This window comes from Ensifer sp. GW101-20A05 (assembly GCF_059424735.1).
Genome location: NZ_JBWKZT010000011.1, coordinates 134389 through 147998, shown reverse-complemented (window position 1 = coordinate 147998; position 13610 = coordinate 134389). Strand labels below are relative to the sequence as shown.

Here is a 13610-nt window from a genome sequence, read left to right as displayed (position 1 = left end):
ATATTATTTTTTCTTCACACTCGATTTTCGAAACTACGGGGCTCCGGCGAAGGGAACCTCGCGCCGCCCCTGGGAAAGGAGGTCGCGCATGCATTCCCTGCCTAGATCGATGGCGCTTCTCCCTCACGAAATGAACGAGATCGATCGGATCTTCCAAGACATCCTGCGCGAACGCGGGCTGTCGCGAGATTGTGAGACGGCAGAAGTGATCGCAAGACGCATTCTCAGTTGTTACCAGAGAGGCATTCGAGAGAGCGGCGCCCTGAAATACATGACCGGTTTCGACAAAAGATCGGTGGCGCCAGCGAACGCTGAAGCGCTCATCCACGGTAATCCGGAAGTCTCGATGCAGGAGATCGCAGGAGAGCCATCCGTCCAGATAAGTCCGGACGATGTTGATATGCTTCAACGAACATTCGATCGGGTGTGCATCTGGTGCAGCATTCCACGCTACGGAAAGCGCGCTCAAATGTTGGGCCGGAATATCATCGAGCAATTCCGCAACGGGGTGAGCGATGAGGCTGCGCTGTTCGAGAGCGCCATGTGGCAGGAGCAGCACTCCGACGTTGCTCAGTATCGGCCGGACGCATAGGGAACATTCCGCATCGGTGACCGTTCTTTGCTTTGCCGATGATCCACGACGCCGGATGATCGACCGGGCTCCGAGGAGCAGCCTATGTCCACGGAGCCTGCCAGGTACACGCTTGCCCTTTCGGGGCCATTCTTTTTGGCTCGCTCCCTGCCGGCAGGAACCTTTCCGCCGTATGCGCGTTTCTCGCGTGTCTTGGTCCCGACACCCCCGCTCGGGATCACATGGCAGGCTTCACCAAATCCCGGGAGTGAAGTCCGAAGGTAGCCTCTGGCCTCGTCACCCCGACGGGGCCATTTCTTTTAAGGAACCATTCCGAGAACACGCGCGTTGTTAGGCTCGCCAATGATCCAAAATCCCTCCGGATCAAGGTAGAGCTCCATCGACGTTCGGGCGGAGGTGGGGCTCTTCTATTGCAACTTGCGGGAACACATTCCAGCGGCGCTCCGAATAACTACAACTTCTGAAATATGCGCGAACGGTTGTGGAACGCTCGCGGCACGAAAGAGGTCCACGCAGCTTTCCCTAACCCAAGTGGATGAGGAACATAGGCGAACGCCCAGCTCATCCATGCTGGGTAAAAAAACGCCCCGCCGAAGCGGTACCGGTGAGGTGAACAGCGCCCGGCTTTCGCTAGCCGGTCGAGAATTGCGAGCATCAGGGACCTCGGTAGGCCCACCTCTAGCGGGGACACTGATGGCAGGTGGGCCCTACAGGCGTCTCGATCACGGGGACCGAGCACCTATTCTCAACATAGGGCCGACAAAATGTTCCTCCATGGGGACTTAGGTCCCGTCAGCTCGGCGTCACGGCCTCGAAACGTCAGGGCGGTCCTTCCCGCGCTGGGCTCCAGCGGTTTGTCGGCAGAACCGGAAGGCACTTGAGCTATCTGGGTCCCCGGGGGGCTTGGGTCTGGCCCACGCGGTTCCCGACGATACGTTATGCGATCCTAGAGGCATACAACGAGAACAGGAATCCCCTTACCGCACCGCGGAACACAGGACGATCACAGGGCGCCGCTCGGATTCGTAGAGGGTTTCCTCGACCCGCCCTTCAATGCGGCGGCAAACTTCCAGCACTTTGTGCGCATCCCCCGACCCTCCTCCAATGCCATGAATTGGAACCGTCGATTGCTGGGCTCGGGCTGTAGCGACGCGGGCGTATCTTTGGCCTGCTCACGCCTTCATCCCTCCACCGCCGCTCGACCCTCATTTTGGAATTGACTAATTAGTCATTGTGATTTTATAGTCAATATTGAGGAATGGGAGTTGGAGGAGAGCGATCAATGGACGTGCAAGCCTCGCGCGATGTCGCGATCAGGCCGTTTTTCCATGCCGTCGAAACCGAACATTTCGACTGGCGGACCGCATCGATATGGTAGCCATAAGATCCAGAGTGAACCGGCAGGTTCTCCGAACTATCCTCTTTGCCCTGCCGAAGGTGCTCAACCACACGGCGTCCCGGGCTCCCGCATTTGCGGAGCGGCTGAAGCAGCACGATGTCACCGCGTGGATCGGCCTGCAGGACGGCAGCATCGGCCGCATCGTGGAAATCCGAGGCGGCAAATTCCGCTCCCGTCCGGGCACGGCGGCCGAGGGCGAAGTGGTCATGTCCTTCAAGGACGTGGCGACCGCCTTGAAACTCTTGCTACCCAATCGCGATCAGGGTGAGATCATCCACGCGGCCAAGAACTTTAAGGTGGTGACCACCGGGCCCGATGAACTGATTGTCTGGTTCACGCAGACTCTCAACATGAGCGAGACCGCCGGCGTGGCCATGGGGATGCCCATGCCCGATGGCAGCCATCGCTTCACCACCTGCACCAACGGCGGTCCCCTGTTCGTCTATGTCAAGGATGGACGCATTCTGCGGGTTACGCCGATCGAGTTCGACGATACCGACCCGGCCACCTGGGTGATCGAGGCTCGCGGCCGCAAATTCAGTCCGCCTCGGCGGGCGCTGGTAGCGCCGCACGCCTTGACGATGAAATCCCTCGTCTATTCGGACAAGCGTATCCTCTACCCGATGAAGCGGGTGGATTTCGATCCCAATGGCGAACGCAATCCCCAGAACCGCGGCAAATCCGGCTACGTGCGGATCAGTTGGGATGAGGCGCTGGACATCGTTGCCACGGAGATCAATCGGCAGAAGCGCGTCCACGGGCCCGGTTCCATCACGTTCCCGATGTCGTCCCACCACCAGTGGGGCAATGTGGGCTATTACCTGAGCTCGCTGATGCGCTTCGCCAACTTGATCGGATTCACCCGGGTCGCGGCCAATCCGGACAGTTGGGAAGGCTGGTACTGGGGCGCAATGCATCATTTCGGCAATTCAATGCGGGTCGGCGTGCCTGCGGGCTATGGCGGGGTCGAGGATTGCCTGAAGGAAGCCGAGATGATCGTCTTCTGGTCCTGCGATCCCGAAAGCACCAATGGAGCCTATGCGGGGTTTGAGGGCACGACACGTCGTCTATGGGCCAAGGAACTCGGCATTGAGTTCGTGCATATCGACCCGCATTGCAATCCGACAGCCCAGTTGCTGGGCGGACGCTGGTTTCCCGTCCGGCCGCAGACCGACGCGGCCCTGGCCCAGGCCATCATGTATGTTTGGGTCACGGAACGCCTCTATGACGAGGAATACGTCGCGACCCGCACCACCGGCTTCGACGAATGGAAGGCGTACCTGCTGGGCGAAACCGATGGCGTTCCGAAGACTCCTGAATGGCAGGAGGCCGAGACCGGCATACCTGCCAGGGACGTGCGCGCCCTGGCCCGCAAGTGGGGCGGCAGGAAGGTCTATCTAGCTGTTGGCATGACCGGCACGGGGTTCGGCGGCGCAGGCCGCGGCGCGACCGGAGCCCAGTGGGCTCGCTGCATGATCATGACGATGGCCATGCAGGGCTGGGGCAAGCCGGGCGTCAATTTCGGCGGTCTCCAGATCGGGGTCCCGCACGACCTGCATTTCTATTTTCCGGGCTATGCGGATGGAGGGATTTCCGGCGACCTGGCGTGGACCGGCAATGCGGTCAACAATTATCAGCGCATGCCCCACATCCTGACGATGAATCCCGTCAAGCAGATGGTGCCGCGCCAGCAACTGCCCGACGCGATCATCACCGGTCACGCCACCGGCTATCTCTGGGACGGCATGGCCCAAGAGGCCCAGTTTGCGCCTTTCAGCTATCCTATGCCGGGCTACTCGCCGATACACATGATCTACCGCTACGGCGGATCGTCCCTCAGCACCGTAACTCGATCGGGACGCTGGGTGGACGCCTATCGGCACGAGAGCATCGAGTTTGTGGTGAACCAGTCCATCTGGATGGAGGGCGAGGCCCAGTTTGCCGATGTCATCCTGCCGGCCTGCACTTCGCTGGAGCGCTGGGACATCGGCGAATGGGCGAATTCCGGAGGCTACGCCCATCACGGCGTCAACGTGGTCAACCATCGCGTCATCACCCTCCAGCATAAGTGCATCGAGCCCTTGGGCGAGTCGAAGTCCGACTACGACATATTCACAGCCATCCTGACCCGGCTGGGCCTGGGCGCCGTCTTCAGCGAAGGCTGCAGCGAACTCGACTGGGTCAAGCGGGTGTTCGATTCGTCAGATCTGCCCGGCGAAATTTCCTGGAAGAAATTCTGTCGCAAAGGTTACTACGTCGTGCCGCCCGAAAAGCCGGAACTGCGCCAGCCCGTCGACATGCGCTGGTTCGCCGAGGGCAGGCGCAAGGATCTGCCGGAACCACTTCCGATGCCGTCCCAGTATGCCGAAGAGTTCGGCATGGGCCTGCAAACGCCGAGCGGCAAACTCGAATTCGTGCCCGAGATCCTCAAGCGGAACACGGCGGACAATCCGGATCGGCCACCGATCAATCACTACATTCCCTCCTGGGAAGGGCGGAGCACCACCGAGCTGACGGAGCGCTATCCGCTGCAGATGATCGCCACACATAGCCGCTACAGCTTCCACACCAGCATGGATGGCAAGAACAGCGCGGTTAATCAGGTGGAGGACCATCGTGCCTTGGTTGCAGGCCATCGCTTCTGGTTGCTGCGGATCAACCCGGCCGATGCCGCCACCCGCGGCATTGGTCATCGTGACCTGGTGAAAATCTTCAACGATCGCGGAGCCGTGATCTGCGCCGCCGACATTTCGGCCCTGGTGACCCCGGGCGTCGTCAAGTCCTATGAGGCCAGCGCCGAGTTCCAGCTTATCGAAGTTGAAGGAGAGACCGTAGAGGTCGGCGGCTGCTTGAACATCCTTACCCCGGACCGGTCGCAGACCCGCGGAACCAGCAGCATGGCTCCCAATTCCTGCCTTGTGCAAATCGAGAAGTGGCAGAACGCGGACGCCTTCAAGATGGCTGCGCGGCGTAGGAGGAAGTCTTGAGCAAATGGAATCTGATCATCAACGTCGGCCGCTGCGAGAACTGCCACAATTGCGTGATCGCGGACCGGGACGAACATGTCGGCAACGACTTTCCGGGCTACGCGGCGCCGGCTGCTGCAGTGGGAGAGAGTCCGATCCGCATCCTGCGCCGCGTACAGGGCAGTGCGCCGATGGTGGAGACCACCTATTTGCCAGTGATGTGCAACCACTGCGATGACGCGCCCTGCATGCGATATGCGGGCGACGCCATCCGCAAACGCGACGACGGTATCGTTATCATTGATCCAGAGAAGGCTAAGGGCCGCAAGGACATTCTCGGCTCGTGCCCGTACCGGGCAATCGTCTGGAACGAGGAGCAGCAGGTGCCGCAGACCTGGATCTTTGATGCCCACCTGCTCGATCAGGGCTGGCAGCGGCCTCGCTGCCAGCAGAGTTGTCCGACGGACGTCTTCGAGGCGGTGAAACTAGATGACGCCGCTATGGAGCTAAAGGCGGCCACCGAGGGGCTCAAGGTGCAAAAGCCCGAGCTCGGAACCAAACCCCGCATCTGGTACCGGGGTCTGGAACGGTGGGAGACATGCTTCATAGGCGGCAGCGTCAGCGCCGACATCGCCGGGGCGGTGGAATGTCTCGAAGGGGCGGAGGTAACCCTATCCCAGGCAGGCAAGTGTCTCGCGAGAGCCACGACGAACAGCTTCGGCGATTTTGGCTTCGACGGTTTGCGGGGTGACGGAAGCACATATCGTGTCGAAGTGTCCCATGCCCATGGCAGCGTCTGGCGCGACTGCGTCCTGTCCGAGAGCGTCTATCTGGGCGAACTGAGGTTGGCCCGTCCCGGCGCCGCAGATTCGCGGGGGGGCGCCGATGCTTGAGAGTGATAACTGCCGCTCGGGCATGCCCCACCGGCGAACAAGCCGGCAGGAGAACCGGGAAACGAATGTTGCCCGTATTCTAAGCGCGGCAGAGAAATTGTGCGCTCTCTATGGTTCCAGGAAAACGAACGTGTGCGACATCGCCAGCTACCTCAAGATGTCGCCAGCAAACGTCTATCGTTTTTTCTCTTCCAAAGTGGCGATATATGACAGGCTTGTTACGCGGGTGCTCGAAGACAATTTTCCCGTCATCCAACTCGGCTCCGGAACCCTTACGAGTGCCGAAACGCTCCGAGAGTTCATTCTGGGGCTGCATGGAGGGGCCCTTGCTCTCATGCGGGATGAGGACAAAATATTCGAGCTGCTCACGATCGCCGATGATGAGCGCTGGCCCGCTTTCGAGGCACACGCACAACGCGTTAAGGGCATCGTCGCTGAACTTGTCGAACAGGGTGTTGATGCACAGGAATTTCGACAACAGGACAGTGTTCGGGCCGCTGAATGCCTTTGCGCGTCAACTGCGGCACTCTGGGAGCCCAAAGCGATAAAGAATTTCAATCTCAGGCACCCGCTCATCACGCCCGAAGTCCTGATTTCCTTCAGTGTTGCGGCCCTCCGGAAGGGTCCTTCTTAAGGCTGGCGATGATTGCCGGCACCAGTCTCGCTGCAGTGCCATTGGTGCTGCAGGGCCATAGGACCTGGGCGGATGGCGGCTCCGACGCTGCGGAGTTCGTGCTCCAGGCACTTGAGATCGAGCCGGAGGAAGCTCGTCGCATCGCTAATTGGGAGTTGCCGCCGGTGTCCAAGTGAGCCGGCGCAGACCTACAGGGAGGAAGATCACTATGCTCGCAAAAACCCATGGCGGCGTCAGTCGCCCCATTGCCACATTGCCCGATGTTGAGGCATTCGAGCAAATCCCTTTGCCGGAGCGTAACCTCCCGGCAAGCACCTATGAGATGCTTGCGCACGGCGCCGCTGTCGCGCCGGATCAGCTTGCCCTGTCCTTCTTTCTGCGCTCTGAAAACTTCCGTGATCCCGTCGTCTGGACGCACGCCGAGCTCCTCGCTGACATCACGAGGACAGCCAATGCCCTGCGGCGGCTGGGCATCGGTCGCGACGACGTCGTGGCCTTCGTGCTGCCCAATCTGCCCGAAGCGCATTTCGTGATCTGGGGTGGCGAGGCGGCGGGCATCACCTTCGCGATCAATCCGCTGCTTGAATCGGGACAGATCTGCGAGCTCCTCATTGCCGGGAAAGCAAAATGGCTCGTCACACTGGCCCCCTTTCCGGGAACAGACATCTGGCAGAAGGCGATCAAGGCCGCGGCGAATGTACCGGATTTGCAGGGAATTCTGACCGTCAGTTTTGAACCGTATTTCCGCGGCACCACCGAGGAAGCCACGGAGGTACGCTCACAGGCTCGGGATGTCGGCGGCCTTTCTATCCCCGTTCTCAGCCTGCGTCAGGAAATTGCCGGGGAACGCGGCGACGGGTTGACCTTCGAGATGCCCAATCCCGGAGATATCTCTTCATACTTCTGCACGGGCGGCACAACCGGACTGCCCAAGATCGCCGCGCGCACCCATTTGTCGGAGGTGTTCGACGCCTGGTCCACCCAAGCCTTTATCGGGAGTGTGTTCGCACCGGGCAAGGCGATCTTCTGCGGCCTGCCGCTCTTCCACGTCAATGGACAGTTGGTGACAGGCCTCATCCCGTGGTCGCAAGGCGGGCATGTCGTCATGGGCACGCCGCACGGCTATCGCGGAGAGGGAGTTATTCCGTCCTTTTGGGAGATCGTCGAACACTATCGTGTCGTGGCCTTCTCGGGCGTTCCGACTGTATACTCGGCACTGATGCAGGTGCCGGTCGGCGGCCGCGACATTTCGAGCGTCGGCTACGGTTTTTGCGGCGCGGCTCCGATGCCCGTGGAACTGTTCCGCACTTTCGAAGAGACGATTGGAATCCGCATTCTGGAGGCCTACGGCCTGACGGAAGGCGCCTGTGTTTCCAGCGTCAACCCGCCGGAAGGCGAGCGGCGTGTCGGTTCGATCGGCCTACGCCTCCCCTACCAGCAAATGGCAGTGGTCAGACTCGACGATTCGGGCTTCACCGGGTTCGCCGGGACGGACGAGGTCGGCGTGCTCGCGATCCGCGGGCCGAATGTCTTTGCCGGTTACATCAATGCCGAACACAACAAGGGCCTCTGGCTTGAGATTGACGGCGAGCGCTGGCTGAACACCGGCGATCTCGCCCGCCAGGACACTGACGGCTACTTCTGGCTGACCGGTCGCAAGAAGGAGCTCATTATCCGGGGCGGGCATAACATCGATCCGAAGCTGATCGAAAATGCCGTGCAAGATCACCCGGCGGTACAGCTTGCCGCAGCGGTGGGAAGACCCGATGAGCGCGCGGGAGAACTGCCGGTGCTCTACGTCCAATTGAAGCCCGGGACGACCGCAACGGAGGCGGATCTGCTTGCCCATGCCGTCGGCCGTATTCCCGAGCGCGCTGCGCACCCCAAATCCGTCCGGATTCTGCCCACGCTCCCCGTCACACCCGTCGGCAAGCTCTTCAAGCCAGCGTTGTCGATGCTGGAGATCGAGGATGTCGTCCTTCAGGAGGCGGCGTCGTCCGGCGTGAAGCTCGAATCGCTTTCGGTCATTCAAGACGCCCGGCTCGGGCTGCTTGCAAGAATTACAGCAGAGGGCGATCCACGCCTATTGCGCGAAAAACTGGGCCACTACGCCTTTAAGGCGCAATTCCTCTGAACACTCGCGAGAAGAAAAGGAAGCCAGTCATGGCGATCAATTTTGCCCTTTCCGAGATCGGGGCGCCAGCACTCTCATGGGCAAACCAGCAGTCAGGAAACCAGTCATGAACGCTCCAACTCGAATCCTCGTCACCCACCTTCAACACCACGTCTTCTACGTTACCGACCTGGAACGCTCAAAGGCTTTCTATATCAAGGTCTTCGACCTGCAGTTCTCCGCTCTCAACCATCCCGACAGCAGCGCCGCGATGCGTTTGTCGCAGCAGGAAATGCATTTCTTCTCATTCGGCTTCCACCATCACGACATCTGCCTGGTGAAGCATCACAAGCTGAAGATGGACAACAATTCCATGCTCCACTTCACGCTAGCCGTGAAGGACGCAGAGGCATTCGACGAGATCAGACGCCGCGCACGAGACATGGACTTACCGATCCGCGAGGGGCGCATGCTCGCCTCCGCGCGCCCTGTATCGCGTGCTTTTTGCCTCCAGGACCCAGACAGGCACTGGATCGAGATCATTGAGGAGCCCAGCAGATGAGCAATACCGCATTCGTTCCCCCGAACGTCCTGCCCCCATTCAAGCTACGCTTCGCAGGCCTCCTGAAGCGGAAATGGTTTCGCGAAATGGTGCTGTTGTGGCCGACGCTGACGAAGCGGCGGTTCTCCAACAAGACTGAGGACTACGGCGTCTTCAAGCCTTCGCTCGTTTCTCATATCGGACAGCTCTCCATCTATGTGCGCGACATCGCGCGAAGCCGGGCCTGGTACGAGAAAGTTGCCGGCATGATCCATAGCCGCACCTGCGAGCTGGAGCCGCATCCGTTCAAGGAAGGGTGGCGCATTCGCTGCTGCTACATGAGTGCAACTGACCACGAGGAATGCCTCGTGCTCGTCGAGGAATACGATCCTTCAGGCAGGATTACCGTACCTTCGGGCATGAGCTTCTTCCATTTCGCGCTCGAGGTGAAAGGAAACCAACTGGAGGATGTCCTGGCCTTTGCCAAGCAACAGCAGGCCGACGGATTCCAGTTGAACTACGGTCCAGTCCGCCACAACAGCGAACCGCCTTTGGGCGACGGCGAGACCGGCGGAAACGTGGCCTGCTATCTCTACGACCCCGACTGGCACAATGTCGAATTCTGCGGGGCAATGGACACGATCGAGAACTATCGCGAGCGATACGGGGAGCTCAAGGGCAAGGACCGCGCCTAACGCCGCGCCGACCTTCAAAGTGCTGTGAGCGGAGATTCGAGCCGCTTTCCAAGCGGCCCCCTCAAAAAAGGAAATGAAATGGTTGTTAAAGTGACCCGATTTGCGATCGGTGGAGAACCCTTGTGGGGAATTTTGGATGGAGAAGAGATCGCACCCCTCGAAGGCACCTTCGTCTCGACTGCCGACATCCTGCGCCTTCCTCCCACTGAGCTCAAGGCGCGGGCAGGCGCTGAACGTTTCCCGATCAACTCGGCAACCATTCTGAGCCCCGTCACAGCGCCGGCGCAGATCGTTTGCCAGGGTCTGAATTATGCAGATCACGCGGATCAATCGGGGCATGCGTCACGCCAGAAGAACCTGCTCTTCATGAAGGCCGCCTCCTCGCTATCCGGAGCGTTCGATCCCGTCATCCGGCCGACAGGATGTCAGATGCTCGACTACGAAGTGGAACTTGGGCTTGTCCTGAAGCGACCACTAACTGCGGGCGACCACGTCACCCGAGAGACCCTCGGCGATTTCATCGGCGGACTCGTCTTGTGCAACGACATATCAGCCCGCGACGTCATGTTCGGTGAAGCCTTCTTGCAGTGGTTCCGCGGCAAAAGCGCCCGGACCTTCTGCCCTTGTGGTCCGTGGCTGGTCATTCCCGAAGCGGACGAGGTGGCGGATCTGCTCGACAGGATTGAGATCCGTCTCTGGCTGAACGACGAACTGCGGCAGTCGGCCCATTCCCGGGACTTCGTCTTTCGCCCGGAAACCTGCCTCAACGACATTGCGTCTCTAATGGACCTGGCTGCGGGCGATCTGGTCCTGACCGGGACGCCGGGCGGCGTGATCCTGCAAGCGAGCGCCCCCCTCGCCCAAATCCTGACGACCAAGCTCTTCAAGGATTCGGAGCGGAAGGAAGCGATCATCCAGGAGGCGACCGCGCACGCACGTTACCTCGCACCGGGCGACATAATGCGTGCCGAAATGCGCACCGATGACAGCGCGGTCGATTTTGGCGGGCAATTGCTCGCAATCGTGGACGCGTGATCTCGGCGAGACCAGGACGCGCACGCCGTGGCCGCCCGCACCACAGTCTAATCGGCGGAGGTGTGAAGGGCTCGGGTGTCACCTTCTGGTCTAGCCCCTTGACCTGGAGCAGCCGGCAACGCGCAGGGCTGCAGGCAAAGAGAGCAATGCGCATTTCCTTGGGCTTTGCGGAAAAGCGACACGTCTCGGAGGAGGGAGACCCGCATGAAAGCTATTAATTTGTCGACCGGATTGTTCAGCTGTCTTTTGGTCACACCGGCGATGGGAGGAGGCTTCGATCTCCTGGGGCAGCCGAATGAAGCCCTTTTCGAGACGGGACGCTACGTCGAATTCGGGATCGGCTTTGGCAGTCCGAACGTGGGGGGACAAATCATTGCCGTCGGGCCCCCGTTTGCTTCCGGCGATACGGCGCCCTCGGTCCCATTCTACAATGGCGCCTTCAAGGCCGATATCAACGAACAATTCTCAGGAGCGGTCATCGTAGACAATCCGTATGGGCGCAGAGTCGAGTACGATAGCGGGCCGCTGTCCGGCCTGTCGGGAAAAGTCGAGTCGATCGCAGTCACAGGTTTGCTGCGTTACAAGCTCACGGATCGTTTCAGCGTCTTCGGCGGACCCAGACTGCAACGTATGGGTGGCGACACCGATATCTCAGTTTTCGCAGGCGGCGTGCCCGCCGGTATTGGCAACGTCACCTTTGACGACACCTGGGCGGCGGGCTACGTGGTTGGGGCGGCCTTTGAAATCCCGGAAAGCCATGTCCGGATCGCAGTCACGTACAATTCCGCGATCGACTACGATTTCGACACGTCCGGTGCCTATCAAGGGACCACGGATGTCGAGACCCCGCAATCGGTCAACGTCCATCTCCAGGCGCCGATCAGCCTTTCCACGTTGCTCTTCGCGACAGTTCGCTGGGCCGATTGGAGCGAACACACGATCAATCCGCCGGGCTACCCTTTGGGATCACTCGTCCACTTCAACGACACGACGACCTACACGCTCGGCGTGGCACAGATGTTCAGTGAACAATGGTCGGGTTTCACAACTCTGACATATGAACCCTCGACCGACGTATCGGCTGAAGGGCCGCTCGACGCAACCGACGGTTTGTGGGGCGCCACGCTTGGGGCGATCTATACGAAGGACGGGATGAAAATAACCACCGCTATCAGCTACCACCAGTTCGGTGATGCGTCGGGTTCATTCGGAAATTTTACGGACAACGATCTCGTCAGCGCCGCCGTCAAAGTGGGGTATTCGTTTTGATCCTCGCCGCCGGAAACGGCGTCGCAGATCGACGTCACCTTCTGCTGGGAGCGAGTTTCTGCAGGCTTCTATGCCGCAGATCGACTGGATGATCTCGACGGTGCGCGCTAAGGGGCGCCAAACATGAATGGAGGCAGCTAGGCAGAAAACAGGTCTGCCAGGCAGACCTGTCGTCAATACGCGATCCTTCCATCCACGATCTGCCCGCTCGAGGAAGAAAGTTCGCGTTTCAAGACTTCGCGCGCATCGCCGCTGATGACCGATACCGGAGCCGCAACGGCCACGCGGGCTGCCGACCCGGCGAAATTGGCGGCGGCTACTCCCACGCGATCCGCGAACGTCTCCTCGCCGCCCGAAATCGATTGGCCGGCCAGACGCCGGCCGAGCAGACGCACGATCTCGGGACTGTCAGCAAAGGCATTGTGGCCAAGCGGGTCGTTTGACGCAATGGCGCTTGTGTCGATGACTGACACGCCCAACTCCTCGAGCGCAGCGGCATAGGGTCTGAGATCGGATCCTCCGACGCGGTCAACTCCGCCCGACAGAAAGCCCGAAACCTCGAGCGCCTTGTCACGTGTGGATGTCAGAATCGCAAAATGCGGCCGCTTTGGTCCCATTTCGATAAACTGCCGGCGAAACACATCGATGTCGATGTCCGGCGATGCAAGGATGACATTCTTGATTTTGGCCGGGATCGATTTTTCGCGCATGGCAACACCGCGCAGTGCCTCCGCCGCGAGCCAGGTCCCCATCGAATGCGCGAGAATCGTCACTTCGTCGACATCGGGGCTTCGGGTGGCCTGAAGGATCAGGTCCTCCAAGGCTCGCCGCGAGTAGTTGGCACTCTCCTTGTCATAGAGGTAGTCGAAAACGCGAGCCCGCGATGGCCAGGCGAAGAGTATAGGTGCCGCATCGGTGCCCGAGTCGTGTACGATCTGGGCGAAGCGAAAGACGGCGTCGGCATAAGTGTTGTTAAAGCCATGAACAAAGATGAGCACCTGCCGCTTGGCGTTCCGATTCTTGCGAAACCATGCGAGAGCCTGCCCTTCCGTCGCAACCTTGCCGACTTCAAGGACTGCAAACTCCTTTTCCGGATTCGGCGGAACGCGTGAGGGCCACTGCACCTCGCCGATCTTGCGGTTTCGATCCGGAGGAATGGAGACGGTGAGGTTATTCAGCGAGATCGCCGTTCCACGCTCGCCCGAATAGAGGCGGCCGGGATCGTCGGATGGCCTTCGCGTCGTTGCCACCAGCATGCTCACCCGGCTGGCGTCGTTGGCTGCCACCTGATGAGGCTGAAGGACGTTCTCCACCCGGGTCGCGCAGCCGGTTATGACGACGGACACTATCACTAGCGCGGGGAGCACCTGTCGAGGCTTTGTTCGATGTGTCGTGAGGATCGGCCGCTTGCGGCCGATCCATTGCAAAGCGCAAATGCTGCGCGGGCGGTCGGGAGGCGTTGAACCGGTCATG

At 60.2% G+C, this 13610-nt stretch carries 10 protein-coding genes; 9 read left to right on the top strand and 1 reads right to left on the bottom strand.

Translation table 11 applies throughout. The features are described from left to right. Positions 1 to 88: 88 nt before the first annotated feature. From AC070A_RS24385 to AC070A_RS24345, 9 genes are all read left to right on the top strand, one after another. On the top strand, positions 89 to 592 hold the full coding sequence (locus AC070A_RS24385; RefSeq protein ID WP_425988148.1) for a hypothetical protein: 504 nt from the start codon (positions 89 to 91) through the stop codon (positions 590 to 592). A gap of 1392 nt (positions 593 to 1984) precedes the next feature. Further along, complete coding sequence (locus AC070A_RS24380) at positions 1985 to 4978, top strand: molybdopterin-dependent oxidoreductase (protein ID WP_113133385.1); 2994 nt, start codon at positions 1985 to 1987, stop codon at positions 4976 to 4978. Next, a complete protein-coding gene (locus AC070A_RS24375) occupies positions 4975 to 5850 on the top strand; it encodes a 4Fe-4S dicluster domain-containing protein (RefSeq protein ID WP_057255132.1) in 876 nt (291 codons plus the stop codon). Before AC070A_RS24380 ends, AC070A_RS24375 begins: the two co-directional genes overlap by 4 nt. Next, positions 5843 to 6484: a TetR/AcrR family transcriptional regulator gene (locus tag AC070A_RS24370; protein ID WP_244495731.1), complete on the top strand. Its 642-nt coding sequence runs from the start codon at positions 5843 to 5845 to the stop codon at positions 6482 to 6484. The genes AC070A_RS24375 and AC070A_RS24370 overlap by 8 nt, the downstream gene beginning before the upstream one ends. A gap of 172 nt (positions 6485 to 6656) precedes the next feature. Then, positions 6657 to 8618: an acyl-CoA synthetase gene (locus AC070A_RS24365; protein WP_244495730.1), complete on the top strand. Its 1962-nt coding sequence runs from the start codon at positions 6657 to 6659 to the stop codon at positions 8616 to 8618. Positions 8619 to 8724: 106 nt separating this feature from the next. Continuing rightward, entirely contained in the window at positions 8725 to 9159 is a 435-nt protein-coding gene (locus tag AC070A_RS24360; RefSeq protein ID WP_057255130.1) for a VOC family protein, read from the top strand. Next, positions 9156 to 9833: a VOC family protein gene (locus AC070A_RS24355; protein ID WP_057255129.1), complete on the top strand. Its 678-nt coding sequence runs from the start codon at positions 9156 to 9158 to the stop codon at positions 9831 to 9833. Before AC070A_RS24360 ends, AC070A_RS24355 begins: the two co-directional genes overlap by 4 nt. Positions 9834 to 9857: 24 nt before the next feature. Then, on the top strand, positions 9858 to 10868 hold the full coding sequence (locus tag AC070A_RS24350; protein ID WP_244495729.1) for a fumarylacetoacetate hydrolase family protein: 1011 nt from the start codon (positions 9858 to 9860) through the stop codon (positions 10866 to 10868). Positions 10869 to 11072: 204 nt separating this feature from the next. Continuing rightward, the gene (locus AC070A_RS24345) at positions 11073 to 12137 is read left to right on the top strand and encodes an OmpP1/FadL family transporter (protein ID WP_057255127.1); all 1065 of its coding nucleotides are present in this window, start codon (positions 11073 to 11075) and stop codon (positions 12135 to 12137) included. Positions 12138 to 12310: 173 nt separating this feature from the next. On the opposite strand, the gene AC070A_RS24340 is transcribed toward AC070A_RS24345, so the two are convergent. After that, complete coding sequence (locus AC070A_RS24340) at positions 12311 to 13609, bottom strand: alpha/beta hydrolase (protein ID WP_244495728.1); 1299 nt, start codon at positions 13607 to 13609, stop codon at positions 12311 to 12313. Position 13610: the final 1 nt, after the last annotated feature.